This window comes from Kitasatospora sp. NPDC054768, from assembly GCF_053612025.1.
The window spans coordinates 1-25,606 of record NZ_JBSHBN010000108.1 but is presented as its reverse complement, the minus strand read 5'-3'; the positions used below and the strand labels follow the sequence as shown (position 1 = coordinate 25,606).

Sequence of the window (25,606 nt, the reverse complement as noted above, 5' to 3'; positions counted from 1 at the left end):
ACCTCCCCGGGCGCGACACCACCGGAGGGGAGCCGTGCCGATCTCGTCGTGTCACCGCCACAACCCTGGGCAGTGACAGGGCGATCCGATAGTTTCGGCGCACCCCGTACCACCCGTACGACCGGCACCGAACTGGGGAGGACCGTGCGCGAGTTCACCACCCCCGCCCCGGCCGCGCCCGAGGCCACCGGAGGACTCGCCGACTCCCTCTACGACACCGCCGAGCGCACCCCCGACCTGGTCCAGCTGTCCTGGCGGGCCGGGGACGGGCAGTGGCAGGACGTCACCGCCCGGGAGTTCCGGAACCAGGTGCTCGCCCTGGCCAAGGGCCTGCTCACCCACGGCGTGCGCTACGGCGACCGGGTGGCCCTGATGTCCCGCACCCGCTACGAATGGACGCTGTTCGACTACGCACTCTGGTCGATCGGCGCCATCACCGTCCCGGTCTACCCCACCGCCTCCCCCGAGCAGGTGCGCTGGATCCTCGCCGAGACCCAGGCCGTGGCCTGCCTGGTCGAGGACGAGGACGCCGCGATGACGGTCGGCGCGGTCTGCGACGCGCTGCCCGACCTCACCGGCATCTGGCAGCTCGACCGGGACTGCGTCGCCGCGATCACCGAGGACGGCCTCGGCGTGCCCGACTCCCTGGTGCACCGCCAGCGCCTCGGCGTCGCCACCGGGAACATCGCCACGGTCGTCTACACCTCCGGCACCACCGGCCGCCCCAAGGGCTGCCTGCTCACCCACGCCAACCTGGCCGCCGAGGCCGACGCCCTGCTCGCCGGCTGGGGGGACGTCCTGCGCGACACCGGCGGCGGCCGCCCCGCCACCCTGCTGTTCCTGCCGCTCGCGCACGTCTACGGGCGCGCCGTGCAGATCGCGGCGATCCGCGGCGGCTTCCGGATCGGGCACGTCCCCGAGGTCTCCACCGACGCGCTGCTGCCCGCCCTGGAGACCTTCCGCCCGACCTTCCTGCACGCCGTCCCGTACATCTTCGAGAAGATCTTCCAGCAGGCCCGGCGGGCCGCCGAGGACGCCGGCCGCGGCGAACTCTTCGAACAGGCCCGGCAGGTGGCCGTCGACTGGGCCGCCGCCCGGGAGCAGAAGGCCTTCGGCCGCGGCCCCGGCCCGGGCGCGGCCCTGCGGCTGCGCCACCTCGCGTACGAGCGGACCGTCTACCCGAGGCTGCGGGCCGTGCTCGGCGGCCGGGTGCGCAGCGTGATGAGCGGCGGCTCGACGCTCCGGCGCGAGCTGGGCCTGTTCTTCACCGGCGCCGGCCTCCAGCTGTACGAGGGCTACGGGCTGACCGAGACCACCGCCGCGATCACCGCCAACCCGGCCGGACGGCAGAAGCTCGGCACGGTCGGCCGACCGGTGCCGGGTGCCTCGGTGGCGATCGCCGACGACGGCGAGGTGTGGGTGCGCGGCGGCTCGGTCTTCGGCGGCTACCTCAACCATCCGCAGTGCACCGCCGAGTCCCTGGTCGACGGCTGGTTCGCGACCGGCGACCTGGGCCGGCTGGACGAGGACGGCTACCTCAGCATCACCGGCCGCAAGAAGGACCTGATCGTCACCAGCAGCGGCAAGAACCTGGCTCCGGCGGCCCTGGAGGAGCGGGTCGAGGCGCATCCGTTGGTCTCCCAGTGCCTGGTGGTGGGCGACGACCGCCCGTACGTCGCCGCACTGATCACGCTCGACCCGGCGGCACTGGCGCACTGGCTGAAGACCCACGGGCGGGAGCAGTCGGACCCGTGGACGGTGCTCGCGGACGAGGAACTGCACGTGGAGGTCCAGCGTGCGGTGGCGGCCGCGAACACGGCCGTCTCCAGGGCCGAGTCGATCCGCGCCTTCCGGCTGCTGCCGCGGGAGTTCAGCGAGGAGCAGGGGCTGCTGACCCCCTCGCTCAAGCTACGGCGGACGGCGATCGCCGAGTACTACGCGACGGACATCGAGGAGCTGTACCTGTCCTGAACCGGGCCCGTCCGCCGGATCCCTGACGTGACGTCTTGTCCCGTGCTCCCCGGGCGTGGTGACCGCGAGTCGGCCGACCGGGACCGCCGGGTTCACCCGCCGTTCCCTTGACGGCCCCATTGGTCTAGTCCATTGTTGCGACGATCCGGGGTTCCGCATCCCGGAGTTCCACGTTCAGAATTCCCCGCTCAGAGTTCCACGTTCAGAGTTCCACGTTCAGAGTTCCACGGTCCGATTCCGCTCACGCTCTCCCCACGGGCGTGCCCCCACTTGCTGGAGTCCTCACGTGTCGATGTCCACGTGCCTGTCCTCGCGCCTGTCCACGCGCCTGTCCGTGCTGGCCGCCTCCGTCGCGCTGCTCACCGGTCTCGTTGCACCCGCGGCCTCCGCCGCCGCTCCCCCGTCCGGCGGCCCGGGCACCCAGGCCGCGCCGACCGTCAACCTCGCCACCAACCCCGGCTTCGAGCTGCCCTCCCCCGACCTCGCCGACTGGGGCAGCGTCCCCGGCTGGAGCTGCACCGGCGGACCGGCCGAAGCGTCCGTCAGCACCACCGCCCCGCACGCCGGCACCTCCGCGCTCACCGTCACCCCGGCGAACGCCGACTCCACCGGCGAGTGCGCGCAGGCCGTCGCGGTCCAGCCCAACACCACCTACACGGCCTCCGCGTGGGTCCGCGGCAGCTTCGTCCACCTGGGCGCCACCGGCACCGGCCAGGACGTCGCCCCCGCCTGGACGGAGACCACCGGCGGCGGCTGGCAGCGGCTGAGCACCCGGTTCACCACCGGCCCGAACGCGCGCAGCGTCCGGCTGTACGTGCACGGCTGGTACCAGCAGGGCCCGTTCTCCGTGGACGACGTCCGGGTGGACGGCCCCGCACCCGCCCCGGCCGTGGCCGCCGGCTCCGTCCCCACCAACGACAAGGTCGTCTTCTTCACCGTGGACGACGGCTGGCAGCGCACCCCCGAGGCGGAACGGTTCATCGCCGACCACCGGCTGCCGATCACCGCCTTCCCGCTGCCGATGCCCGCCACCGCCGACCCGGCCTTCTTCCAGCGGGTCACCGCCGTGCCCGGCTCCTCGATCCAGGACCACAGCGTCTCCCACGCCGACCTCAGCACGCTCCCGCTGGAGCGGCAGCAGGTCGAGATCTGCGACGCACGCGACTCGATGACCCGCCTCTTCGGCACCGCGCCGACGTTCTTCCGCCCGCCGTACTTCACCTGGAACGCCGACACCCTGCAGGCCGCCGCGAACTGCGGCATCCGCACCGTGCTCACCGCCGACGCGGACTTCAGCTGGGGTGCCGCCAACATCTGGCACCCGGGCCCGCTGCAGCCGGGCGACGTCGTGCTGATGCACTGGACCGACACCCTCGCCGCCGACCTCCAGCGCGCCCTCGCCGCCGCCGACGCCGCCGGGCTCAAGCCGGCCGGCCTGGTCGACTACCTGCACTGACGGGAACCGTCCGGAGCCGCCGACGCGCTCCGGACCCGACGCGCACCGGACCACGCACTCCGGACCCGACGCGCCGCCGCCTCCGAGGGGAGCGGCGGCGCGTCGCCGCTCGCGGCCGAGGTGGGGCTCCCACCCGGCTCGGGCCCGGTGGCAGCTCAGCCACCGAAGGCATCCCCCGTCCAACCGATCAGGCGCGCCTCGAAGTCGGCGGCGGAGGTGACGCCCTGGGCCGGTGATCCCGCTCGTTGACAGCGTGTCCGCGGCCTGGCTCTAATGGGGGCGTGCAGCGCGGCGTCGGCCAAAGAGCAGTGGGCCGGCCGGCAGCCGAGCCGGCACTTTCCGAAGGGACGATGCGCGATGAGCACTCTCTCCGCTTCCCTGATCTGACGCCGGGCGGTCACCGCGGTGCCCGCGTGCGCGAGCCGCGTCCCGCGACGGATGTCGCCGGACGGGCCAGCAGCCGTAGCACCGGACCGGGATCCGACCATCGGCGCCGATCGATCATCGGCCCCGATGACGGCCCCGTCTCCGGCCCCGATCTCCGGTAACGGCACAGGCACAGGCACAGGCAACGACGCAGGCACCGGCACCGCTTGTGGCCGCAACTCCCCTTTCCCCTCTGGAGATCCATCACACACACATGTCCATGTCCTTCAATCTGAACGTCATCGAGGAGTTCCGCGCCAACGGCGGGCGGGTCGGCGGCCCGTTCGAGGGCGGCGACCTCTTGCTGCTGACCACCACCGGAGCCCGCTCAGGGCGGCCGCACACCGTGCCGCTCGGGTACGTCCGGGCGGAGGGGCTGCTCCTGGTCGTCGCCTCGGCCGCCGGGGCACCGGAGCACCCCCAGTGGTACCGCAACCTCCTCGCCCACCCGGTGGTCCGGGTCGAGCTCGGCACCGAGGCCTTCGACACCATCGCCGTACCCGCCGAGGGCGACCGCCGGGCGCGGCTGTTCGCCGCCGTGGTCCGGAAGGCTCCGGGCTACGGGGACTACCAGGCCCACACCGACCGGGAGTTGCCGGTCGTCGTCCTGGAACGGCTCGAACCGCCCGCCGACGGCCCAGCCCCGGTGGTGGTGCGCAGCCTCGCGGACAAGCTGCTGGAGGCGCACACCTGGCTGCGCGCGCAGCTGCGCCACGTACGGGAGGAGACGCACACCCATGTCCCGGGCCGCCCGGCCGCGCTCGGACTGCAGCTGCGCCAGCACTGCCTGGCTTTCTGCGACGGGCTGACGCACCACCACACCGGGGAGGACTCCGCGATCTTCCCCGCCCTCGCGCGCAGCCATCCGGAGCTGGCCGAGGTCCTGGCGCGGCTCGACGAGCAGCACCGGGCCATCGGGCGGATCAAGGAGGAGCTGGTGGGCCTGCTGGCCGGGATCGCGATCACCGAACCGGAGCGGCTCCGGACGGAGCTGGACCGGATGTCCGCCGAGCTGGAGGCACATCTGGACTTCGAGGAGGCGGAACTGCTGCCGGTCCTCGCCGGCATTCCCTTCCCGCCGACCGGGCCCGCACCGGGGCCGTCCACACCGAACCCGTCCGCACCGGGCGGGTCAACGCAGGACGGGTCAACGCAGGACGGGTCAACGCAGGGCGGATCAGCACCGGACCGGTCATCACCGGGCGGCGGCTGAAACGGCGTTGCCGCCGTCCCCTTCCCGAGCCGCGGGAGGGGGCGGCGGCACCGGCCCGTCCTTGAACGGGGCGCTCCGTTGCGGCAGTCCTACAGCCCCGAGAACACCGGGAGGTAGCCGCCGGACTGGCCGGCCGCCTTCGGGTGGTAGCTCTCGTCGACCGGCAGGGTGGTGCTGTTCAGCCAGGTGGTCAGCGAGCCGCAGATCTCGTGCTCGTTGAAGATGCTGCGGACGTCACCGAACGCGAAGCCGGCGTTGGCGGCCCGCTTGGCGAGGACGCCGTCCAGGGTGTCGGCGGCACCGTTGATGGCGGCGCGCTTGGTGTCACCGATGCCGAAGATGCAGCTGCCGCCGACCTTGTAGATGTGCGGGTAGCCCATCACCACGACGTGGGCGTTCGGGGACTTGGACTTGATCGCCGAGTACACCTTGTCCAGCTGGCCGGGCAGGGTGGTGGTGGCGTAGCTCTTGGCCGTGTTGACGGCGTTGACGCAGTCGGCGTCCGAGCCGAGGACACAGGTCTGCATGGTGTCGGCGAAGCCCGCGTCGTTGCCGCCGACCGAGATGCTGACCAGCGTGGTGCTGGCGTCCAGGGCGGAGATCTGGCTGTTCAGGATGTCGCCGGTCTTGGCGCCCGAACAGGCGACGAACTTGAAGGAGGACGGCGCGTGCGCGTTCTTCCAGAGGTACGCGTACGCGTTGGTGCTGCGCTTGCAGCTGCCGCTGTCGCTCAGGTAGCTGCCGGCGCCGACACCGGACGAGTACGAGTCGCCGAGGGCCACGTAGTTGACGCCGGCGGCGTTCGCGGACGTCGCGGCGAAGAGCGTCGTCATGGTGAGGCCCGCCGCTATGGCGGCGATGGACAGGGCGCGGGCAGGACGGATCATCACAGCTCCAGTGGGGTGGCGTGGTGAGGGTCACAGAAGTGATACCAGGCGGTAGCCAAACCCGGAAGCGGTCATGCCAAGGATATTGACGGGACGTCCGATAGCTCCGAGATGAACTGCCGCTGACGGTCCGTGATTTCACGCAGGTCAGCGGGGGTGCTCGGTGACGCGCGTAGCGCAGCGCGCGTAGACCGGCAACTTGCAGAAATTTCGTGCAAGACAAGCTCGGAGTTGCCGCCCGGCCATCGCCGGGTCGGATTCGAAGCGGGTGTCAGCCGACCCAGGGGGGGCCGGTGACACCCGCGAAGGCAGGTCGTAGGTGGGTCAGAAGGGCATCGGCGGCACCACAAGAATTCACCGCTGTGGCCGATCGGAGGCACGTGGCCGATGTTGACGTCCCGCATGGCGGTGCGTCAGGGCATCGCGTCGACCCGGTCCGGCCCGGCCCGGTCAAGCCCCGCCCGGCCCGGCGCGCCCCGCAAGGACGTCGCTCGGGAGTACGGCGGCGCGCGAGGTCAGCCCCGCGCGCCGGGGCGGCCACCACCGGGGTGCATGGCACCCGTGTACCCGACACCCGGATACACGGTGCCCGGGGAGACCGTGCAGCCCTCGACCGGCAACTCCTCGATCGCCTCGTTCGCGGCCGCGGGCACGCCGAGCCAGCGGGCGGCAGTGGCGACCGCCGCCCGGGCCTGGCGCAACCCGGGCGCGCCCCAGCCGAGCAGTTCGACGGCGAGGCCCGGTGCGACCAGCAGCCGCCGGTAGTGCCGGCCCGAGGCCGGGTCGGCCGTGCTCGGGCCGACCGACCGCAGCGCCGCCGCCATCCGGACCCGCGCGCACTCGTGCCCGCCGTTCGCCGAACCGACCCGGTCGTAGAGGTAGCCGAGGTAGTACGGCCGGCCGATCCGGGCCTGCGCCTCCTCGGCCGCCTCCCGGGCCAGGGCGGCCGCCGGGTCCCCACCGTCCTCCGGCTCCAGCGAGCCGCCGGGCAGCGAGCAGACCCCGTCCCGGGGGTTCACCAGCGTCAGCACCCGCCCGTCGGGCACGAACAGCCACCCCCAGGACTGCTTGACCGGCAGCCCCTCCGGCACCGGCTCGCCCGGCCGCCACGGCCAGCCCGCCGTGGGGCGCCGCCGTACCTTCCCGAGCAGCTCCGCGATCTCCGCGCTGTACTCGATCGGGCTCATGCTCTCGCCCCGCGGCGCTCGACGGGGACGCTCGCCCCCGCGCACCCCCCGGCGCCGAGCTCGCTCCGCTCGCTCATCCGTCCCCCTCTCGCAGTCGGGCTTCGCCGGACCGGCGGTGCGCGGGGAGGACCTGCAGGGCGCGGTACGGGGCGGAGCGGCCGGAACGGCGGCGTGGGGCACCGCGCGCTCCTGCTGTTGATCTTCTCCGAATCTTCCCCGAACACGCGGTCGATGAACAGTCCCCAGCGCCGCATGGTGGATGCGGAGACGGCGGAGTGGTGGACACGGAGGCGGTGAACGCCCTGATCACCCCAGCGGCCCACCCCCTTCCCCGGGGTCGCGGAAGCCGGGCAGCGGGAACCCGGGCCGAGGGTCCACCCCGGGCGGGAAGGGCAGCCCGCGCGCGGCGTCGTCCGCCAACTCGTCGAACACCTCGTGCGCGGTCATCGGCCGCAGCCGTCCGCCGGTCAGCGCCCAGCCGCGCACCGGCGGCCGGGGCCGGGCCTCCCCGGCCGGGGACGCGGGTCGACGGCCGGCCGGGGAGGCGGATGGACGGCCGTCCGGGCCGGACCGGTCGTCGCTCCGTCCGTCCACCCGTACGCCCACCGACGGATCGCCGTGCAGCAGCAGCGCCCCCTCCCCGCCCAGGGCGACGCCCGCCGCGAGCGTGACGCAGAACGCCTCGGCGTCCCGCCCCGCGGGGTACAGCAACCCCTCCTCCACGCAGACGTCCACCGCCGAGGTGAGCTCCTCGCCGTCCTCCGGGCCGTGGCAGCGCAGCGTCAGCAGATGACACCCCTCCCCCGCGCCCTCGGCCAGCGCGAGGTAGACCGACGTCACGTATCGCATCACGGCGGCCATCCGGAGCTGGCCGGCCGGGTCGTCGCCGACGGCACCCAGCAGAGCCGCACAGGCCACGGACATGCGCACCCGTGCCCGGTGGTCGTCCAGCAGCACCGGGACCAGCTCGGCCAGCCGCTCCCCCGCGTAGACGAACGGCTCCCCGGCCAGCTCCGGATCGCCCGCGTAGGCGACCCGGGCGGCGGGCGCCCGGGGGTCGAGGCCGAGCGCCGCGCAGTAGTCCTCGAAGTCGCCCGCCTCCAGGACCCGCAGGTGCACCTCCAGCCCCTGCCGGTGCAGGGCCGTCAGGTGCTCCTCCGCCCGCCGCAGGTAGGCCTGGTGGCCGAGCCCGCCGAACAGCCCGTACTGCGCGAGCCCGGCGAAGTCCCCGGCGTCGACGGCCAGGGCCAGCGCCACCGGCTGGGGCGGCGGCGCGCCCCGGACCCGGCCGCCGCTCCCCCGGCCGGCGGCCCGCGCACCGTCCCCTCCCGCCCGGGCCCCCGGCGGCCGCCCGCCCCCGGGTGGCGCCGCCCCGCCGGGCCCGCCCGCCGACGCCCCACCGGCACCGCCACCCGGCCGCCGCCCGCCCAGCACCAGCACCCGCCGGCGCTCCCGCGGGGACCACCCCGCCGCAGCGCCCAGCACCTCGCGCACCGACTTCCGTACCGCAGCCATGGCTCCTCCTTCTCGCCCTCCGACACCGGATCGCGCCGACCACCCCGACGGGAGCGGCCGACGCCGAGGAACATACACAGAGCCACTGACAATCCACCCGGAGTGATCGAACGGGCTCGGCGCCACCCCGCCCCGCCCACCGCCGCACGGCCCCGGGGCCCCGGACGCAAGGGGTGCCAAGGGTGCCAGGGGTGCCAGAGGCCAGTGGTTCCACCGGGTCGGGCGGGATTGTCAGTGCTGCGGGTTAGGGTCGGGAACCATGCGACTGCTGCATACCTCCGACTGGCATCTCGGGCGCTCGTTCCACCGGGAGAGCCTGCACGACGCCCAGCGCGCCTTCCTGGACCACCTGGTGGAGGTGGTCCGGTCCGAGGGCGTGGACGCCGTGCTGGTCGCCGGGGACGTGTACGACCGGGCGCTGCCCGGGCTGGAAGCGGTCGCGCTGTTCGACGACGTGCTGCACCGGCTGGCGGACCTCGGGGTGCCGACGGTCTTCATCAGCGGCAACCACGACTCGGCCCGCCGCCTCGGCGTCGGGGCGGGGCTGATCGGCCGGGCCGGCATCCACCTGCGGACCGACCCGGGCGAGTGCGCCGAGCCCGTCCTGCTGGCGGACGAGCACGGCCCGGTGGCGGTGTACGGGCTGCCGTACCTGGAGCCGACCCTGGTGCGCGAGCGGTTCGGGCTGACGAAGGGCGGGCACGCGGCGGTGCTCGGGGCGGCGATGGACCGGGTCCGGGAGGACCTCGCGGCACGCCCGGCCGGCACCCGGGCGGTGGTGCTGGCGCACGCCTTCGTCACCGGCGGCGCGCCGAGCGACAGCGAGCGGGACATCGCGGTCGGCGGCGTCGCCTCCGTTCCCGCGTCGGTCTTCGACGGCGTGCACTACGCCGCGCTCGGCCACCTGCACGGCTGCCAGACGCTCGCCCCGCACCTGCGCTACAGCGGCTCCCCGCTCGCCTACTCCTTCTCCGAGGTGCACCAGCGCAAGACCATGTGGCTGGTCGACCTGGCCGCCGACGGCTCGGTGACGGCCGACCGCGTTCCCTGTCCCGAGCCGCGCCGCCTGGCGACGCTGCGCGACACCCTCGACGCGCTGCTCACCGACGAGCGGTACGCCGAGCACGAGCAGTCCTGGGTGCAGGCCACGCTCACCGACGCGGCGCGGCCGAGCGAGCCGATGGAGCGGCTGCGCCGCCGTTTCCCGCACACCCTCCAGCTGCTGTTCGACCCCGAGCGGAGCGAGGCCGAGCCCTCGCAGTCGTACGCGGCGCGGGTCAGCGGCCGCGCGGACCTGGAGATCGCGGAGGGCTTCCTGCGGCACGTCCGCCCCGGCGCCGAGCCGGAGCCGGACGAGCTCGGCTGGCTGCGGGAGGGCTTCGAGCGCGTCCGGGAGACCACGGACCGGAAGGCGGACCTGCCCCGATGAGGCTGCACCGGCTCACCGTCACCGCCTTCGGCCCCTTCGCGGGCAGCGAGACGGTGGACTTCGACGCGCTCGCCGCCGGCGGGCTGTTCCTGCTGCGCGGCGCGACGGGCGCGGGCAAGACCAGCGTGCTGGACGCGGTCTGCTTCGCCCTGTATGGCGAGACGCCGGGCGCGCGCCGGGCCAACCGGCTGCGCAGCGACCACGCCGACCCGAAGCGGCTGACCTCGGTGGAGCTGGAGCTGACCCTCGGCGGGCGGCGGCTGCAGGTCACCCGGCTGCCCGAGCAGCGCCGGCCGAAGAAGGTCGGGAGCGGCACCACCGTCGAGCGGGCACAGACCCTGCTGCGGGAGTGGGTCCTCGACACGGGCGACGGCGCGCCCGGCTGGCGCGGGATCAGCAAGTCGCACCAGGAGGCCGGGGAGGAGATCCACCGGCTGATCGGCATGAACCGGGAGCAGTTCTGCCAGGTGGTGCTGCTGCCGCAGGGCGACTTCGCCCGCTTCCTCAAGGCCGATTCGGAGGAGCGCGGCAAACTGCTGCGGCGGCTGTTCGACACCGAGCGGTTCCAGCACGTCGAGGCCTGGCTGGCCGAGCAGCGCCGCGGCCAGGAGGCCGCCGTCCAGGCCGGCCGGCGCCGGCTTCGGGACCTCGCCAGCAAGGCCGAGCAGGCGGCTGGTCCGGGCGCCGAACCCGCCGCGGGCTGGGTGCCGGCCGAGGACGACGACGGTCTGGCCGCGGGGGTGCTCGGCTGGGCGGCGGTCCTGCGCAGCGGCGCGGCCGAGCAGCTCACCGTCACCGAGGCCGCCCTCGCGGGCGCCGGGGCCGCCCAGCGCGCCGCCCAGGAGCGCCGCGAGGCCGCCGAGGAGCTGGCCGGTCGCCAGCGCCGGCACCGCGAGGCGCTGGACCGGGCCGAGCGGCTGGCCGGTTTCGAGCCCGCAGCGACGGCGGACCGGCGGCGGCTCGCCGCCGCGCAGGAGGCCGTCGGGGTGGAGTCCGCCCTGCGACTGCGGGAGAGCGCGGCCGAGGCACTCGGGCGCGCGCGGCAGCTGGAGCGCCGGCACCGCGAGCTGCTGGCCGGATCCGGTGCCGGGGGCCGGGATCTCGCCGGGGCCGACACGGCCGGGCTGGCCGAGGCCGAGCTGCGACTGCGGGCCGAGGTGGTCCGGCTGGAGGCGGCCCGGGCGGAGGAGCGGCGCTGCGCCGAACTCGCCCACGAGCAGGGCTCCCTGACACAGGACCGGCGAGCCGCCGAGGAACTGGCCGAGGAGGCCGAGGACTGGCTCGCCGAGTTCGAGGGCGAACTGGGCCGTCTGGAGCAGCAGCACGCCGAGGCCCGGTCGGCGACCGCCCGGGTCGAGCAACTGGACGGGCAGCGCACCGAGTTGACCGGACGCCTCGGTGCGGCGCGGGAGCGCGACGGCCTGCGCGCCGAGATCGCCGCGGCCGAGCCCCGGGCGGTCGCGCTGCGCACCGCCGCGCTGGACGCCCGGGAGCACAGCCTGGACCTGCGGGACCGCCGGCTGAGCGGCATGGCCGCCGAGCTGGCCGAGCAGCTGCGCACGGGAGAGGCCTGCCGGGTCTGCGGCTCGCCGGAGCACCCGGCGCCCGCCGAGGCCGCGCCCGGCGGCCGGGTCGGCGCCGAGGACGAGGAGCGGGCGCGCCGGGCCCAGGCCGACGCCGAGCGGGTCTGGACGGAGGCCGACCAAGCGCTCACCGCACTGCGGGTCCGCGAGGCCACCGCCGCCGGCGCGGCCGGGCCGGACACGACGGAGGCGCTCGCGCAGGCCCTGGCCGGGCTGGAGGACCAGCATCGCGGGGCACGGCACGCGGCGGAGGCGCTCGGCCGGGTCGAGCAGGAGATCGCCCGGCTGTCGCGGGACCGCACCCGCCGGGTCGACGAGCTGCAGGAGGCCAAGGAGCGCGCCGCCGTCCTCTCCGACCGGCTGCTGGCGCTCGGCACCGAGCAGCAGACGCTGACCGCCCGGGTGGCGGCCGCCCGGGGCGACGCGCCCTCGGTCGCCGACCGGGCCGCGGCCCTCACCCGGCTCACCGAGGCGGTCGCCGCGGCGGCGAACTCCGCCCGGGCCCGGACGGAGGCGGCGGCCCGGCTCGACGAGGCCGAGGACGAACTGGGCTAGGCCGCCGCCGCGGCGGGCTTCCCCGACCCGGCGGCGGCCCTGTCGGTGCTGCTGCCGCGCGAGGAGCGCGAGCGGCTGGAGGCCCGGCTGGAGCGGCACCGCGCGGAGACCGCCGCCGTCCGCCGCGAGCTGGGGCTGCCGGAACTGGCCGAGGCCGCGGGCCGTCCGCCGGTGGACCTGCCCGCCGTCGCGGCCGAGCTCGGCGCCGCCACCGACCGGCTCGGCCGCTCGCACGCCGCCCATGCGGCGGCCCGCGAGCGCTGCGGGGCGCTGGCCGCGATCGGGCGGCAGCTGACCGGGCTCGCCGCCGAACTGGCCCCCGCGCTGGACCGGTACGGGCGGATCACCCGGCTCGCCGCACTCACGGCCGGTACCGCCGCCGACAACCGGCTGCGGATGCGCCTGGAGTCGTACGTCCTGGCGGCCCGGCTGGAGCAGGTCGCGGCGGCGGCCAGCGACCGGCTGGTCCGGATGTCCGGCGGGCGCTACACCCTGGTGCACAGCGACGACCGGGGCAGCGGCACCAAGCGCTCGGGCCTGGCCCTGCGGGTGGTCGACGCGTGGACGGGCACCGAGCGGGACACCGCGACCCTCTCCGGCGGCGAGAGCTTCTTCGCCTCACTCTCCCTCGCGCTGGGACTGGCCGACGTGGTCACCGACGAGGCCGGCGGTATGCCGCTGGACACCCTCTTCATCGACGAGGGCTTCGGCACCCTCGACGAGCAGGCCCTGGAGGAGGTCATGGACGTCCTGGACGGTCTGCGCGAGCGGGACCGTGCGGTCGGCATCGTCAGCCACGTCGCCGACCTGCGCAGCCGCATCCCCGCCCAGCTGCTGGTCCGCAAGGGGCGGCACGGCTCGACCCTGGCGCTGGCCGGGCGGGAGGACGCGTAGGCCGATCCCGGGGGAGTCCGGGGTCGGCCGTGGATCAGCCCGAGCAGGCGATCCGCTGCGCCTGCTGCCAGGCGCACACCGGGCAGAAGGTGCTGCCGGGCCGGTCGGCGGGCAGTTCGGTCGGTTCCCCGCACAGCACGCAGTCGGCGCGCGGCCCGGTCGCCTCCGGGTCGTGCCGCAGCGCCGCCTCCGCTTCGCCCTCGGACACGAGTTCGCAGACGGCCGCTTCCTGGTTCGTACCGGTGTCGCTCATGCCGCCTTCCTACTCCGCTCCCCGCTGAGCCGCAACAGGGTCGGCCCCGGCCGAGCCGGCCCGAGCGCCCCGGCGGACGAATGACAGCGAACAGATTTCAGAAAACGTTCGCTGAAATCCGTCATCTGAAATCTGTTCGCTGAAACCCGTCCGTTGAAACCCGCCCCGCCCCGCCGCCGGCCCCCTCCCACCCGGCGGCTACCGTGACCGGCATGCCCACCGACCTGCACCGACGTCTCCTCGCCGCCCGCGCCACCGCCCCGTCGTACCCCGAGGTGGGCGCCACCCGGGGCGGGGGCGGACGGCTGCCGGACGGCTACGCCCACCTGCGGCGGCGGGTCCACCTGGGACGCGGCGCGGAGGTTCTGGAGCGGGCCGGTCGGTACGTGCTCGGCTGGGGCAGCCAGTTGGGCACCGGCTTCGCGGTGTACCCCGCCGGCCCGGCCCGGGAGGGCGGGACGGTGCTGCTGCGACTGAACCTGCCGGGGAGCCGGCTGCCGCGGCTGGTGATCCCCTGCCGGGTGGTGTGGACGGTGGACGAGCCGGACCGGATCGGGTTCGGATACGGAACCCTCCCCGGGCACCCCGAGCGCGGCGAGGAGGCGTTCCTGGTGTCGATGGACGCCGACGGCGAGGTGTGGTTCGAGGTCACCGCGTTCTCCCGGCTGTCCGCCTGGTACGCCAGACTGGGCCGCCCGGTGGCCCTGCTCTGCCAGCACCTGGCGATCGAGCGCTACCTCGCCGCGGTGGCCTCGCACGTCCGCTGAGTCGCGAAGCCCGCCGACCCATCGAACCCGCCTGGCCCGGCGCGCGCGCAGGCCCCGCGCGCACCCTGCCGAGGTCAGCCGAGGAAGGACAGCCGGACGGTCCGGCGCGGGTTGTCCCCGTTGGTGTCGATCAGCACCACCGACTGCCAGACGCCGAGGGCCAGTTGGCCGCCGAGGACCGGCAGGGTGGCGTGCGGGGCGACGAGGCCGGGCACCACGTGGTCCCGGCCGTGGCCGGGGCTGCCGTGCCGGTGGCGCCAGCGGTCGTCGGCCGGGAGCAGGTCGCGCAGGATGGCGAGGAAGTCGTCGTCGCTGCCGGAGCCGGTCTCCAGCACCGCGATCCCCGCGGTGGCGTGCGGGACGAAGATGTTGAGCAGGCCGTCGCGCCCGGTGGCCCGTTCGTCGAGGAACGCGGCGCAGCGGTCGGTGATGTCGAGCGCGACCTCGCGGCTGCCGGTGGTGATCTCGATGGTGCCGCTCTGGAAGGTGGTGTCCGGGAAGGAGCCGGTCCGGGTGGAGTGGTTGTTGTCCGCCATGGCGCCATCCTGTCCCAGGTCAGCGGACCGGGCCTACTCCCTCGCCGAGTCGCCGCGCCGGGGAGGCGAACTCGCGTAGGGTGAAAGGTTCAGACCACATCACCCGGACAGCGCGGCACGCGCCGGAGCCCCCGCCCGGCGCCTTCACCGGAGCCCCCGCCGGGCCCGAACCCGGGACATCGTCCGGACACACCGAAGACCCGGTGGACCGGACGGTCCACCGGGTCGGTTCCCGACCGGGCGGCGGGGAGGGACCCGTACCGCGCCGGTCGAACTAGCCGCGCCCGCCGAAGAGGCTCCGCCGCAGCCGACGCAGCGGCGTCAGCAGCGAGATCCTGGTGTGGCGACGACGGGTCGTCGGGGCCTCGGCGCCGCGCGGCGTGAGCTCCCTTATCAACCCGAGCGCTTCGGCGGTGTCCACCGCCGGGAGTGCGGGCGCGCCGAGCACGGCCAGGTGTCGGTCGATCCGGCGGCCGGTGGTGCCGACACCGCACTGGATCGCCGGCACGCGGGGCCGAGTCCGCACTTGCATGTGTTCCATCAGTTTTTCCCACCCCTACGAGGCGCCAGGGCCGTGAGGCGAAGACTATCCGTGAAGGACGGCCTTCGCGCAACCGTCCTTGGTGTTGTGCCACCGTATCGTGCGGCGTCAACTGACGAAGCACCAGGGGCCACCGGGCCGGTCACGACTAGGCATCAATGATGGTGCACGACCGGCCGTCCGTCACCCGGTCCGGCAGGCGCGGGTGCGGCAACCGTACGCACGGCACGCGCACGACACGTGCCCGGCGCACGGCGGACCCCTGCGGAACCGGGCCCCACGGCCCGCCCGCACCCCACCGGCGACCCACCCGCACCCAACCCGCACCCCGCTCGCGCCGCCATATAGGGGACAGCCGGGAGACAGCCGCCACATCGACAAAGCGATCATCGGGGGGCGTTCGCCGCGCCCGATCCGTACCCGGCCCGGCCGAACCGGGCGCCGGCCGACACCGTGACCGATCGACTTCAGGAAGTGAACACATTCGAGGGATTGACTCCCGCCGAACCTCCAAGCAATATCTGATGCACACGCCAGTGCCCGCACCGCACTCAAGCGTGCGTTCGATTGATGAAGAACTCCGGCTCCCGCGAGCCACTGCCCGGCCGCCTCGACGCTGCGGCGGCCCGGCTCGCGCGGTGCCCGGACCGGCGGTCGGCCGTCGAGGGTCGGCCGGATCGCCACCTGACTGCCGGTGCCGCCCCGCAAGGGGCCCGGCACCGGCGGTTCCGGGTGCACCACGGCCCCTGCCGCGAGCCGCTCCGCCGCCGACGCCGCCCCGCCCCACCATCACCGCCACCCCCGGTCACCGCCCCGGCCACCGCCCCGGAAGCCCCGCACCGGACGTCCGCGCAGGTGACACCCGGTGGATCGGTACACTCGGCCAGCGTGTCCCTCCTCCTCAGCATCGTGCTCCCGGTCCACGGCGTGGAGCGGTACCTCCCGCACTGCCTCGACTCGATCCTCGGCGACACCCCCGCCGCGGAGACCCGCTTCGAGGTGATCGCGGTCGACGACCTCTCCCCCGACGGCTCCGGCGCGATCCTGGACGCCTACGCGGCCCGCGACAGCAGGCTGCGGGTGCTGCACCTCACCGAGAACCAGGGCCTCGGCGGCGCCCGCACCGCCGCCCTGCCGCAGGCCCGCGGCGAGTACGTCTGGTTCGTGGACAGCGACGACTGGGTGCCCGAGGGGACGGTCGGCGCGCTGCTGGACGAGCTGACGCAGGAGCGCCGCCGGGAGGCCCCCGCCGACGTGCTGATCACCGACTTCACCCACGTCTACCCGGACGGCGGGACCGAGCCCAACCCCTGGCGCCACGTGCCGGCCGGCTCCCCGCTGGTCGAGGGCTGCACCCTGGCCGAGCACCCGGCGCTGTTCCAGACCGTGATGTCGGTGTGGAACAAGCTGTTCCGCCGCGCGTTCCTGGACGGCCTCGGCGTCTCCTTCGGCCGCGGCTACTACGAGGACATCTCGGTCACCTACCCGGCGCTGCTGGCCGCCGAGCGGCTGCGCTACCTCGACCGCCCCTGCTACTTCTACCGGCGCGGCCGGGACGGCGCGATCACCGCCACCTCCTCCCCCAAGCACGCGGACGTGTTCGCCCAGTACGACGCGATCTTCGCCTTCCTGGACCGCCCGGACCGCCCCGGCCGGCCGGTCCCGGACGCGCTGCGCACCCTGGTCTTCGACCGGACCGTCCGCCAGGCGCTGAACGTCTACGACACCCCCGGGCTGGTCCCCGCCGACCTGCGCAAGGACTTCTTCCAGCGGATCGCCCGGCACTTCGACCGCCACCGCCCGGCCGGCTACCGCTTCCCCGGCGGGGTGCGCGGCGTGCAGTACCGGCTGGCCGCCCGCGGCGCCCGGATCGCCTACGCGGAGCTGCGCCGCACCGGGCGGCTGCCGCGCGAACTCAAGCGCGGGGCACGGGCGGTGGCGCCCGCGGTGAAGAAGGGGATGCGCAGCGGCGCCCGGTTCACCGCGTACAACGCGTTCCGCCGGCTGCCGCTGGACGAGAACCTCGCCGTCTACGCCGCCTACTGGCACCGGGGTTACGCGTGCAGCCCGGCGGCGATCTACGAGAAGGCGAAGGAACTCGCCCCGCGGATCCGGGGCGTGTGGGTGGTGGAGAACCGCGCCCAGGCCGCCGCGCTGCCGCCCGGGGTTCCGCACGTGATCGTCAACACCCCCGCCTACCTCAGGGCGATGGCGACCGCCAAGTACTTCGTCAACAACGTCAACTTCCCCCGCACCATGACGAAGCGGCCGGGCACGGTGCACGTCCAGACCCAGCACGGCACCCCGCTCAAGGCGATGGGCATGGACCTGCGCGACCACCCGGCGGCGGCCGAGGGGATGGACTTCGAGCTGCTCCAGGAGGCCGTCGACCGCTGGGACTTCCTGGTCTCCCCCAACCCGCACACCAGCGGGCACTTCGCCCGTGCCTTCCCCGGCCGGTACGAGATGCTGGACACCGGATACCCGCGCAACGACCGGCTGGCGAACGCCGCTCCGGACGAGGTCCGCGCGATGCGCGAGCGGCTCGGGCTGCGGCCGGACACCCGGGCGGTGCTGTACGCGCCGACCCACCGCGGCAGCAAGGGCGGCTACGTGCCGCTGCTGGACGTGGCGGCGCTGGCCCGGCGGCTGGGCCCGGACTTCACGCTGCTGGTGCGCACCCACTACTTCCACACCGACGGTCCGGGCGACCTGTCGGCGGCCGGCGCGGAATCGGCGCGGATCGTGGACGTCTCGGCGCACCCGACCGTCGAGGACCTCTACCTCGCGGCGGACGTGCTGGTGACGGACTACTCGTCGATGATGTTCGACTACGCGGTGCTGGACCGGCCGGTGGTGATCTTCGCCCCGGACTGGGAGGAGTACCAGCGGGAACGCGGCGTCTACTTCGACCTGTTCGCGGAGCCGCCGGGCGCGGTCACGGTGGACGCGGACGGGCTGGCGCGGGCGCTGCTGGCGGGCGACCCGGAGCCGGCGGCGCGGGCGCGGTTCCGGGCGAAGTTCTGCGTCTGGGACGACGGCGGGGCCTCGGAGCGGGTGGTGCGCCGGGTGTTCCCGGTGGAGGAGTAGCGGCCCCTGCAGAGGGCCCAGCGGAGGACCCTGCGGAGAACAGCGGGGGCCTCCGGACGGGGCCGGTGCCGCCGGTACGGCGACCGGCCCCGTCGGCGCGGGTTCAGCGCCGGCGGGCGGCCAGGAACTCCTCGAAGGTCAGGACGCCGTCGTGGTTGGTGTCCATGCTGTGGATCAGCGCCTCGGCCATCGAGATGGTGACGTCGTGGTCGCCCATCTCGTTGGCGGCCAGGGCGTACTCGGCCGGGGTGATCCTGCCGTCGCCGTCCTTGTCGAAACGGTCGAAAAAGGCCTTGATCGCCTCGGTGGTCTCCATCGTGCCCTCCTGGGTACTGCGGGTGTCGCTCGGTTCGGACGGCCGTACCCTACCCGGCCGTGGCGCGCGCCACGGTCGCCGGGAGTGGACGTGCGCGGGGGTGGGTGTCGTAGTCTGCGGATCTGATTGCAGGCCCGGGCTCCTCCCGGGCGGTCGTTCGTCCAGGGAGGGAATCGTGCTCGACCTCGTCACCAAGTTGGTGCTGAAACCGGTCTCGCGGGGGATCTGGCGGCCGGCCATCGAGGGAATCGAGAACGTGCCGCGCAAGGGCGGGGTGATCCTGGCCAGCAACCACCTGTCCTTCATCGACAGCGTGGTGATCCCGCTGACCGCCCCGCGCCGGGTCCACTTCCTCGCGAAGGCCGAGTACTTCACCGGCACCGGACTCAAGGGCCGGCTCTCCAAGGACTTCTTCGAGGCCATCGGCGCCGTGCCGGTCGAGCGCGGCACCTACCGTTCCGCTCAGGCCTCGCTGGAGTCGGCGCTGGAGATCCTGGAGGACGGCAAGGCCTTCGGTATCTACCCCGAGGGCACCCGCTCGCTGGACGGCCGGCTCTACCGGGGCAAGACGGGCGTCGCCTGGCTCGCGCTGACCGCGGGCGTGCCGGTCGTGCCGGTGGCGCTGGAGGGTCCGGAGCAGATCCTGCCGGTGGGCAAGCGGATCCCGCGGTTGAAGAAGGTGACGGTCCGCTTCGGCGAGCCGCTGCACTTCGACGAGCTGCACGGGCAGGCCCGTTCGCTGAAGGCCCGTCGGCAGGTGACCGACGAGGTCATGGCGGCCATCCAGCGGCTCTCCGGCCAGGAGGTCGCGGAGAGCTACAACGAGGTGCCGAAGGCGGCCTGACCGCCGGGTCCGTCACCGGCGCGCACGCCCACGCTCGCACCCGCGCCGCGGGTCGTCACACGCGCCCGAGCACGGCCGGTTCGGGCTGCCCGGCGGCCTCCGGCACCTCCCGGCGCAGCAGCGCCGCGTACCGGCCGTCCAGCGCCACCAACTCCTCGTGGGTACCGAGTTCGACCACCTCGCCGCGGTCCAGGACGGCTATCTGGTCGGCGGCGCGGACGGTGGAGAGCCGGTGCGCGATGGTGATCGTGGTGCGGCCGGCGGCCAGGGTGTCCACGGCCTGCTGGACGGCGCGCTCGGTGCGGTTGTCGAGCGCGCTGGTGGCCTCGTCGAGGATCAGCACCGGCGGGTTGCGCAGGATCGTCCGGGCGAGCGCGAGGCGCTGCTTCTCGCCGCCGGAGAAGCGGTAGCCGCGCTCGCCGACCAGGGTGTCGTAGCCGTCCGGGAGGGCGGCGATGGTGTCGTGGATCTGCGCGGCCCGGGCGGCCTCGACCAGTTCCGCGTCGTCGGCGCCGGGCTTGGCGAAGCGCAGGTTCTCGGCGACCGAGGCGTGGAAGAGGTAGGTCTCCTGGGAGACCACGCCGACCGCTCCGGCCAGGGTGTCGAAGGACAGTTCGCGTACGTCCACGCCGTCCAGGGTGACCTGGCCGCCGGTGACGTCGTACAACCGCGGCACGAGGTAGCTGAGGGTGCTCTTGCCCGAGCCGGTCTCGCCGACCACGGCCAGTGAGCTCCCGGCCGGGACGGTGAGGTCGACGCCGGCCAGGGTCGGGCGCTCCTGCTCCGGGTCGTAGCGGAAGTCGACGTCCTTGAAGCGGACCTCGCCGCGGATGCCCGTCAGGGTGACCGGGTCGGCTGGCTCGTCGATCTCCACCGGCAGGTCGAGGTACTCGAAGATGCGCTGGAAGAGCGCCAGGGAGGTCTGCACGTCCACGCCGGTGGAGAGCAGGCTGACGGTCGGGCGGAAGAGGCCCTGCTGGAGGGTGACGAAGGCGACCAGGGTGCCGACCGAGACGATCGGCGCGCCGGCGGCGGAGGTCAGCCCGGCCGCCCAGTAGATCAGCGCGGGCATCGCGGCCATCACGATCATGATGGTGTTCATCCGCCAGCGCCCGGCCATGCTGGCCCGCACCTCCAGGTCCGCGAGCTGGTCGGACTGGTCGGTGAACTCCCGGGCCAGCGAACCGGAGCGGCCCATCGTGCGGCCGAGCAGGATGCCGCTGACCGACAGCGACTCCTGGACCGCCGAGCTCATCGCGGCCAGCTGCTTCTGCCGCTCGGTGGTGATCTTCTTGCGCTCCCGGCCGACCCGGCGGCTGATCCAGACGAACAGCGGGAGCAGCAGCAGCGAGACGACGGTCAGCCGCCAGTCGAGGGCGACCATGGCGACGACGGAGGCGACCACCGCGGTCAGGTTGGAGACCAGGCTGGTCGCGGTGGAGGTCACCGTGGACTGCATGCCGCCGATGTCGTTGGCGATCCGGGACTGCACCTCGCCGGTGCGCGTTCGGGTGAAGAAGGCCAGCGACTGCCGCTGGAGGTGGCCGTAGACGGAGGTGCGCAGGTCGTGCATCACGCGCTGGCCGACGGTGGTGGAGATCAGCGTCTGGAGGACGTTGAAGACGCTGTTCACCACGGCGGTCAGGATCATCCCGAGCGCGAGCAGGCTGAGCAGCCCGGTGCGGCCCTGCGGGATGGCGATGTCCAGGACGGCCCTGAGCAGGAACGGGGAGACGACCGAGACCACCGCGGAGGCGGCCACCAGCAGCCCGACGACGGTCAGGCGACCCCGGTACGGGCGGAAGAGCGCGAGGATGCGGCGCCACTCGGCCGAGGGGCGGGGTTCGCCCTCGGCGCGCTCGGGCGGGGTCCAGTCGATGGCGGTGGGCCTCAAGGACGGGCCTCCCTGGGTGGGACGGTCGGGCGGACGGTCGGACTGGGGTCAGCATAGCGAGGATAGCTCATAGTTAGACAAGCTAATAGTGAGGGTTGCTCTATTCCTCGGCTCCCGCCGACCCGCCGACCCGCGGACCGGCCGACCGGCCGGGACCCGCGCCCGACCGCCCCGGCCAGCCGACCGCCCGGAGCCCGGCGGCCGCCCGGGACCCGCGCCCGGCCGCCCGACCGCCCGGCTGTCAGTTGGTCCGGTAGGTACGCGCCGCCTTCGAGGAGAGCCCGCCGAGCTTGCCGGAGGGCAGCACCCGCGCGATGGCCACGGCGGCCTTGTACCGCTTGCCCGGCACGGACACGGACCGACCGCGGGCCAGGTCGCGCATCGCCTCGTCCACCACCCGCTCGGCGGAGAGCCAGGACCAGGACGGGATGTTGCCGGTGCCCATCCCGGCCCGCTGGTGGAACTCGGTCCGGGTGAAGCCCGGGCACAGCGCCATCATCCGCACGCCCGTACCGCCGAGGTCGCGCAGCACGCCCTGGGTGAAGCTCACCACCCAGGCCTTGCTCGCGCCGTACGTGCCGCGCGGCAGGAAGGCCGCCACCGAGGCGACATTGACGATCGCACCGCGGCCGCGCTCCCGCATGCCGGGCAGGGCGGCCGTGGTCAACCGCAGGATCGCCTCGATGTGCACCTTCAGCATGGCCAGCTCGTCCTGGAGCGGAACCGTGCCGAAGGCGCCCTTGTTGCCGAAGCCGGCGTTGTTGACCAGGAGGTCCACCGGGCGGGCGGCGTCGGCGAGCCGGGCCTCCACGGCGCCGATGCCCTCGTCCGTCGCGAGGTCGGCGGTCAGCACCTCCGCCTCGATGCCGTACCTGCCGTGCAGGTCGGCGGCTGCGCGCTCCAGGCGCTCGGTGTCCCGGGCCACCAGCACGAGCTGGTAGCCGCTGCGGGCGAGCCGGCGGGCGAAGGCGGCTCCGATGCCGGCGGTCGCGCCGGTGATCAAGGCTGTGGTCATGCCCCCGACCGTACCGACTCGCCGCGACAGGGCCCACATCCAGGGCAATGCCCCAGCTCAGCGGGCTGCGGATGCAGGTCACCGGAGGTGCTCGTACTGTCGAACGGGGGCATCGTCCGACCGGGCGGTGAAATCCAGACGAGGAGGCACTTCTGATGCTTACTCAGTTCCGGACCGGAACGTCAACGACGTCACGCAGCACGACGCTTGAGGCCGAGACACTCGCGAGCCTGATGGTGGAGGAAGAGGCCGTCGTGTCCGACGCGCCCACGTACTCGCCCGAGGCCGCGGGGCTCCTGCTCCTGCTCGGCCTGGTCCTGCTCTCCCCGAAGGGACCGAAGGAGAAGCCGATCAGGTAGCCGGGCCCCCCGCCCCGCCGGGCCGTACGCCCCTGGGGCCCCCGCGCCCATCCCGAGTCTCCTGAAGGAGTAGCTCACCACCATGCCGTTCGCCGAAACCCCTCTCCGTGACGAGTACGCCGCGGCGGTCGAGCGGGTGGCCGGCCGGACCCTCGACGCCCTCCGGGGCGCCGGGGGTGCGGCCGCACTCGCGGACCCGGACACCGCCGCGCCCCGCCCGCTGCTGGCCGCGGTGCGCGTGCTCGGCGCCGACCTCTTCACCCCGCAACTGCTCGCCGGGGCCGAGCCCGACGGACCCACCGCCGCGCTGCTCGCCGAGGCCCGACGGGCCTTCCCCGCCCCGGCACCGGCATCCGCCGAGGCCGCGTTGGTCATCGCCTGGCAGGACTGGGCGATCGACCGGCTGCTCGCCCGCACACCGTACGGGGACGCCGCACCGGCCTCACCCCCCTCCCCCATGCCCGGACCGGCCGACCTGGGCTGGCAGTCCTGGTCGGTACGGATGGCGCAGTTGTCCGTGCTCGCGCTGCCCGGACTGGACGGTCCGGTGCACGACGCCGCCCGCTCCGGCACCCTGCACCTCGCCCACGGCACCGTCCGCTCCATGCTCCGACGGGACTTCACCACCGCCGTACGGCTCGCCCGCTGGCTCGCCTGGACGAGCGCCGAGGGGCTCCCGCCACGGCTCGAGGTCGAACCGGTCCTGGACCGGACCCGCCTGGTCGGCATCGGAGCCGTCCGGACGCGCCTCGAACTCGCCGTCGCCCAGCGCCTGTTGGAGGGAAGCCCGGCATGACCGACACCCAGACACTCACCATCGCCCAACAGCTCGGCACCCGCGCGCTGTCCTGGCTGCACACGTCGTACCAGGGCAGCTACGGCAAGTTCGCGGACAACAGCGTCATCAACCTCTCCGAACCGGACGACATCTACAAGCCGCTCTGCGAGGTCGCGATGGCCTCCTCCCTGGTGCTGCGCGACGGGGTCGCCGGACCGCACGACATCCATGCCGCGCGCGACCTCCTCACGACCGCCTGGGGCCAGCTGCGCGAGGGCGACATGCTCTACGAGCGCCAGCTGCGGTACGTCACCATCACGGACCCGCTGGACGTACACCCACTTCGCCCGGCTCGGCCACCGGCACGCCGCACTGGAGGAGTTGCTCGAATCACTCAGCCGACTGCGGGCCGTGCACGCCGTCGAGATCCAGGGCAGCCGACAGCTGGCCGTGGCCAACGCGCGTCGGATCATCGGACTCAGCCACCGGCCGGACTGGGCCGCGCTCGCCGCCCGCACCTGGCTCGGCGCGCTCCCCGAACCCTGGACCGTCTCCTGGTCCACCGCCTACCAGGTCACCCACACCGTCTTCCACCTCACCGACTGGGGCGCCCGACCCCAGGACCTGCCCGAACCGATGCGGGACTACCTGCACGACTGGCTGCCGGTCTGGCTCGACATCTGGCTGGAGATCGGCGAGTGGGACCTGGTCGGCGAGCTGCTGATCGTCGACTCCTGCATCGGGGAACCCATCACCGGGCGGTCCGGCTGGGAGGCCCTGGCCTCGGTGCAGCGGGCGGACGGCCTGGTGCCCCGGGACAACGAACCGATCGAGGACGACGAGGAGTTGGCCATCCGCGCACACGAACACACCGCCGTGGTCGCGGTCGTGGCCTCGACGGTCGCACTCTCCCGGGCACTCGGCGGCGCGGACGGCGCCGACACCGCCGACATCGCGGCCGCATGAACGAACTCGACACGGCCGTCCGTGCGGCAGTGCGGGCGGCCGCGCCGTACGCGACCGCGGTCACCGTGGCCGTCGCGCGCGAAGGGCAGGGCGAGGTGCGATGCTTCGGGCGCCTCGCGCGAGGGCGTGCGGCGGCATGCACCCCGGACACCGTCTTCGAACTCGGCTCGGTCAGCAAGACGTTCACCGCGCTGCTGCTCGCCGACCTGGCCACGCGCGGCGAACTCGCCCTCGACGACCCGGTCGAACACCGACTGCCGCCCGACTGGCGTCCGATGACCGTCCGCTCCGCCGAGCCGATCCAGCTGCTGCACCTCGCCACCCACACCTCGGGGCTGCCCGGGTTGCCACCCGGACTGCTCGCCGGAGCCGTGCCGACCTGGCAGACCAACCCGTACGCGGCGTTCGGCGACGACCGGTTGAGAGCCGCCCTGGCCCGAACCACCGTGCGCGGCAGGCCCGGCAGCATGTACCGGTACTCCAACTACGGGGTCGGACTGCTCGGGCGACTGCTGGCCGAGACGGGCGGACTGCCGTACGGGGAGTTGCTCGCCAAGCGGGTCCTGGTGCCGCTGGGACTCGATGCCACCACTTGCGCGCCGGACGAGCCGGACGCGCCGGACTCGCCGAGCCGGGCGACCGGCTACCGGCGTGGACGGGCGATGCCCACCTGGCGGATCCCCGGACTGCCGGGCGCGGGCGCGGTACGGGCCAGCGGAAGCGACCTGCTGCGCTACCTCCAGGCCCATCTCGGCCTGGAGGAGGGCGAGTTGGGTACGCCGCTGGCCGAGGTCCAACGGGTCAGGCTGCGACTTCCGCACTCCCCCGACGAGCTGTGCCTGGTGTGGAACCACCGCCGCTCGGGCGGGCGCGAGCTGTACTTCCACACCGGCGCGACCCGGGGGTTCACCGCCTTCGTCGGGTTCTCTCCGACGGGCGCGACCGCCGTGGCGGCCCTCGCCAACACCGGCCCGAAGCGCGGCGGACGCTTCGTCCAGGCGGGGTACGAGGTGCTGCGGACCGCCACCGGCCGTAGCACCTAGTGTCCTGCGCCAGGAATCCGTTCAAGATATGAGGCGAGTCGTTCGAGGATCTCGTCGGCGGTCTTGGTCCAGGTGAATGGGCGGGGGT

At 74.0% G+C, this 25,606-nt stretch carries 20 protein-coding genes and 1 pseudogene; 12 read left to right on the top strand and 9 right to left on the bottom strand.

From position 1 onward, the window contains the following. Positions 1 to 144: 144 nt before the first annotated feature. The 3 genes from ACWGKU_RS27480 to ACWGKU_RS27470 all read left to right on the top strand — a co-directional run bounded on the left by ACWGKU_RS27480 (position 145) and on the right by ACWGKU_RS27470 (position 5,066). Positions 145 to 1,971 carry an AMP-dependent synthetase/ligase gene (locus tag ACWGKU_RS27480; protein WP_452180459.1) on the top strand — a complete coding sequence of 609 codons (1,827 nt, stop codon included), beginning with the start codon at positions 145 to 147 and terminating at the stop codon, positions 1,969 to 1,971. Between the two features lie 292 nt (positions 1,972 to 2,263). Next, the gene (locus tag ACWGKU_RS27475) at positions 2,264 to 3,427 is read left to right on the top strand and encodes a polysaccharide deacetylase family protein (RefSeq protein ID WP_452180462.1); all 1,164 of its coding nucleotides are present in this window, start codon (positions 2,264 to 2,266) and stop codon (positions 3,425 to 3,427) included. Between the two features lie 640 nt (positions 3,428 to 4,067). Further along, a complete protein-coding gene (locus tag ACWGKU_RS27470; protein ID WP_452180458.1) occupies positions 4,068 to 5,066 on the top strand; it encodes a nitroreductase/quinone reductase family protein in 999 nt (332 codons plus the stop codon). Between the two features lie 89 nt (positions 5,067 to 5,155). Here the strand turns inward: ACWGKU_RS27470 and ACWGKU_RS27465 are convergent, their stop codons facing one another. The 3 genes from ACWGKU_RS27465 to ACWGKU_RS27455 form a co-directional block, all read right to left on the bottom strand. Continuing rightward, entirely contained in the window at positions 5,156 to 5,953 is a 798-nt protein-coding gene (locus tag ACWGKU_RS27465; RefSeq protein WP_387685002.1) for an SGNH/GDSL hydrolase family protein, read from the bottom strand. A 515-nt stretch (positions 5,954 to 6,468) separates the two neighbouring features. Beyond that, positions 6,469 to 7,140 carry an NUDIX domain-containing protein gene (locus ACWGKU_RS27460; RefSeq protein ID WP_452180457.1) on the bottom strand — a complete coding sequence of 224 codons (672 nt, stop codon included), beginning with the start codon at positions 7,138 to 7,140 and terminating at the stop codon, positions 6,469 to 6,471. A gap of 306 nt (positions 7,141 to 7,446) precedes the next feature. Beyond that, the gene (locus ACWGKU_RS27455) at positions 7,447 to 8,655 is read right to left on the bottom strand and encodes a hypothetical protein (RefSeq protein WP_452180456.1); all 1,209 of its coding nucleotides are present in this window, start codon (positions 8,653 to 8,655) and stop codon (positions 7,447 to 7,449) included. Between the two features lie 259 nt (positions 8,656 to 8,914). On the opposite strand from ACWGKU_RS27455, the gene ACWGKU_RS27450 reads away from it, so the two are divergent. Both ACWGKU_RS27450 and ACWGKU_RS27445 read left to right on the top strand, forming a co-directional pair. Continuing rightward, the gene (locus ACWGKU_RS27450; protein WP_401052741.1) at positions 8,915 to 10,084 is read left to right on the top strand and encodes an exonuclease SbcCD subunit D; all 1,170 of its coding nucleotides are present in this window, start codon (positions 8,915 to 8,917) and stop codon (positions 10,082 to 10,084) included. Beyond that, positions 10,081 to 13,116 (top strand): annotated as a pseudogene (locus ACWGKU_RS27445) (AAA family ATPase). The gene ACWGKU_RS27450 and the pseudogene ACWGKU_RS27445 overlap by 4 nt, the downstream one beginning before the upstream one ends. 34 nt (positions 13,117 to 13,150) lie before the next feature. Here ACWGKU_RS27445 and ACWGKU_RS27440 read toward each other — a convergent pair. Beyond that, positions 13,151 to 13,369 (bottom strand): hypothetical protein, encoded by a 219-nt coding sequence (locus ACWGKU_RS27440; protein WP_452180734.1) that lies wholly within the window; start codon positions 13,367 to 13,369, stop codon positions 13,151 to 13,153. 212 nt (positions 13,370 to 13,581) lie between these two features. Between ACWGKU_RS27440 and ACWGKU_RS27435 the strand changes: the two genes are divergently transcribed. Next, complete coding sequence (locus ACWGKU_RS27435) at positions 13,582 to 14,136, top strand: DUF1990 family protein (RefSeq protein ID WP_452180735.1); 555 nt, start codon at positions 13,582 to 13,584, stop codon at positions 14,134 to 14,136. 74 nt (positions 14,137 to 14,210) lie between these two features. Here ACWGKU_RS27435 and ACWGKU_RS27430 read toward each other — a convergent pair whose 3' ends face one another. Both ACWGKU_RS27430 and ACWGKU_RS27425 read right to left on the bottom strand, forming a co-directional pair. Beyond that, complete coding sequence (locus tag ACWGKU_RS27430; RefSeq protein WP_401055951.1) at positions 14,211 to 14,672, bottom strand: YjbQ family protein; 462 nt, start codon at positions 14,670 to 14,672, stop codon at positions 14,211 to 14,213. 274 nt (positions 14,673 to 14,946) lie between these two features. Further along, entirely contained in the window at positions 14,947 to 15,213 is a 267-nt protein-coding gene (locus ACWGKU_RS27425; RefSeq protein ID WP_049650625.1) for a hypothetical protein, read from the bottom strand. Positions 15,214 to 16,101: 888 nt separating this feature from the next. Here ACWGKU_RS27425 and ACWGKU_RS27420 point away from each other — a divergent pair. Further along, positions 16,102 to 18,303: a bifunctional glycosyltransferase/CDP-glycerol:glycerophosphate glycerophosphotransferase gene (locus tag ACWGKU_RS27420; protein ID WP_452180736.1), complete on the top strand. Its 2,202-nt coding sequence runs from the start codon at positions 16,102 to 16,104 to the stop codon at positions 18,301 to 18,303. Between the two features lie 103 nt (positions 18,304 to 18,406). On the opposite strand, the gene ACWGKU_RS27415 is transcribed toward ACWGKU_RS27420, so the two are convergent. Then, the gene (locus ACWGKU_RS27415; RefSeq protein ID WP_359898577.1) at positions 18,407 to 18,619 is read right to left on the bottom strand and encodes an EF-hand domain-containing protein; all 213 of its coding nucleotides are present in this window, start codon (positions 18,617 to 18,619) and stop codon (positions 18,407 to 18,409) included. A 175-nt stretch (positions 18,620 to 18,794) separates the two neighbouring features. Here ACWGKU_RS27415 and ACWGKU_RS27410 point away from each other — a divergent pair, with 175 nt between their 5' ends. After that, positions 18,795 to 19,463, top strand: coding sequence for a lysophospholipid acyltransferase family protein (locus ACWGKU_RS27410; protein ID WP_359898578.1), 669 nt, complete (start codon positions 18,795 to 18,797; stop codon positions 19,461 to 19,463). A 55-nt stretch (positions 19,464 to 19,518) separates the two neighbouring features. Here the strand turns inward: ACWGKU_RS27410 and ACWGKU_RS27405 are convergent, their stop codons facing one another. Further along, positions 19,519 to 21,357: an ABC transporter ATP-binding protein gene (locus ACWGKU_RS27405; RefSeq protein ID WP_401053558.1), complete on the bottom strand. Its 1,839-nt coding sequence runs from the start codon at positions 21,355 to 21,357 to the stop codon at positions 19,519 to 19,521. 241 nt (positions 21,358 to 21,598) lie between these two features. Then, entirely contained in the window at positions 21,599 to 22,372 is a 774-nt protein-coding gene (locus ACWGKU_RS27400) for an SDR family NAD(P)-dependent oxidoreductase (protein WP_401053556.1), read from the bottom strand. 155 nt (positions 22,373 to 22,527) lie between these two features. Here ACWGKU_RS27400 and ACWGKU_RS27395 point away from each other — a divergent pair, with 155 nt between their 5' ends. From ACWGKU_RS27395 to ACWGKU_RS27380, 4 genes are all read left to right on the top strand, one after another. Continuing rightward, a complete protein-coding gene (locus ACWGKU_RS27395; protein WP_401053554.1) occupies positions 22,528 to 22,731 on the top strand; it encodes a hypothetical protein in 204 nt (67 codons plus the stop codon). A gap of 82 nt (positions 22,732 to 22,813) precedes the next feature. Beyond that, positions 22,814 to 23,527 (top strand): hypothetical protein, encoded by a 714-nt coding sequence (locus ACWGKU_RS27390; protein WP_380538042.1) that lies wholly within the window; start codon positions 22,814 to 22,816, stop codon positions 23,525 to 23,527. Positions 23,528 to 23,890: 363 nt separating this feature from the next. After that, the gene (locus ACWGKU_RS27385) at positions 23,891 to 24,475 is read left to right on the top strand and encodes a DUF6895 family protein (RefSeq protein ID WP_452180738.1); all 585 of its coding nucleotides are present in this window, start codon (positions 23,891 to 23,893) and stop codon (positions 24,473 to 24,475) included. Continuing rightward, on the top strand, positions 24,472 to 25,518 hold the full coding sequence (locus ACWGKU_RS27380; RefSeq protein ID WP_452180739.1) for a serine hydrolase domain-containing protein: 1,047 nt from the start codon (positions 24,472 to 24,474) through the stop codon (positions 25,516 to 25,518). Before ACWGKU_RS27385 ends, ACWGKU_RS27380 begins: the two co-directional genes overlap by 4 nt. The last annotated feature ends 88 nt before the right edge of the window (positions 25,519 to 25,606 follow it).

Excerpts from the sequence above, each read along its gene's own strand:
- ACWGKU_RS27440 (WP_452180734.1), bottom strand. The coding sequence starts at position 13,369 with ATGAGCGACACCGGTACGAACCAGGAAGCGGCCGTCTGCGAACTCGTG.
- ACWGKU_RS27450 (WP_401052741.1), top strand. The coding sequence starts at position 8,915 with ATGCGACTGCTGCATACCTCCGACTGGCATCTCGGGCGCTCGTTCCAC.
- ACWGKU_RS27465 (WP_387685002.1), bottom strand. The coding sequence starts at position 5,953 with ATGATCCGTCCTGCCCGCGCCCTGTCCATCGCCGCCATAGCGGCGGGC.
- ACWGKU_RS27415 (WP_359898577.1), bottom strand. The coding sequence starts at position 18,619 with ATGGAGACCACCGAGGCGATCAAGGCCTTTTTCGACCGTTTCGACAAG.
- ACWGKU_RS27390 (WP_380538042.1), top strand. The coding sequence starts at position 22,814 with ATGCCGTTCGCCGAAACCCCTCTCCGTGACGAGTACGCCGCGGCGGTC.
- ACWGKU_RS27400 (WP_401053556.1), bottom strand. The coding sequence starts at position 22,372 with ATGACCACAGCCTTGATCACCGGCGCGACCGCCGGCATCGGAGCCGCC.
- ACWGKU_RS27455 (WP_452180456.1), bottom strand. The coding sequence starts at position 8,655 with ATGGCTGCGGTACGGAAGTCGGTGCGCGAGGTGCTGGGCGCTGCGGCG.
- ACWGKU_RS27425 (WP_049650625.1), bottom strand. The coding sequence starts at position 15,213 with ATGGAACACATGCAAGTGCGGACTCGGCCCCGCGTGCCGGCGATCCAG.
- ACWGKU_RS27475 (WP_452180462.1), top strand. The coding sequence starts at position 2,264 with ATGTCCACGTGCCTGTCCTCGCGCCTGTCCACGCGCCTGTCCGTGCTG.
- ACWGKU_RS27380 (WP_452180739.1), top strand. The coding sequence starts at position 24,472 with ATGAACGAACTCGACACGGCCGTCCGTGCGGCAGTGCGGGCGGCCGCG.
- ACWGKU_RS27460 (WP_452180457.1), bottom strand. The coding sequence starts at position 7,140 with ATGAGCCCGATCGAGTACAGCGCGGAGATCGCGGAGCTGCTCGGGAAG.
- ACWGKU_RS27435 (WP_452180735.1), top strand. The coding sequence starts at position 13,582 with ATGCCCACCGACCTGCACCGACGTCTCCTCGCCGCCCGCGCCACCGCC.
- ACWGKU_RS27395 (WP_401053554.1), top strand. The coding sequence starts at position 22,528 with ATGCTTACTCAGTTCCGGACCGGAACGTCAACGACGTCACGCAGCACG.
- ACWGKU_RS27430 (WP_401055951.1), bottom strand. The coding sequence starts at position 14,672 with ATGGCGGACAACAACCACTCCACCCGGACCGGCTCCTTCCCGGACACC.
- ACWGKU_RS27470 (WP_452180458.1), top strand. The coding sequence starts at position 4,068 with ATGTCCATGTCCTTCAATCTGAACGTCATCGAGGAGTTCCGCGCCAAC.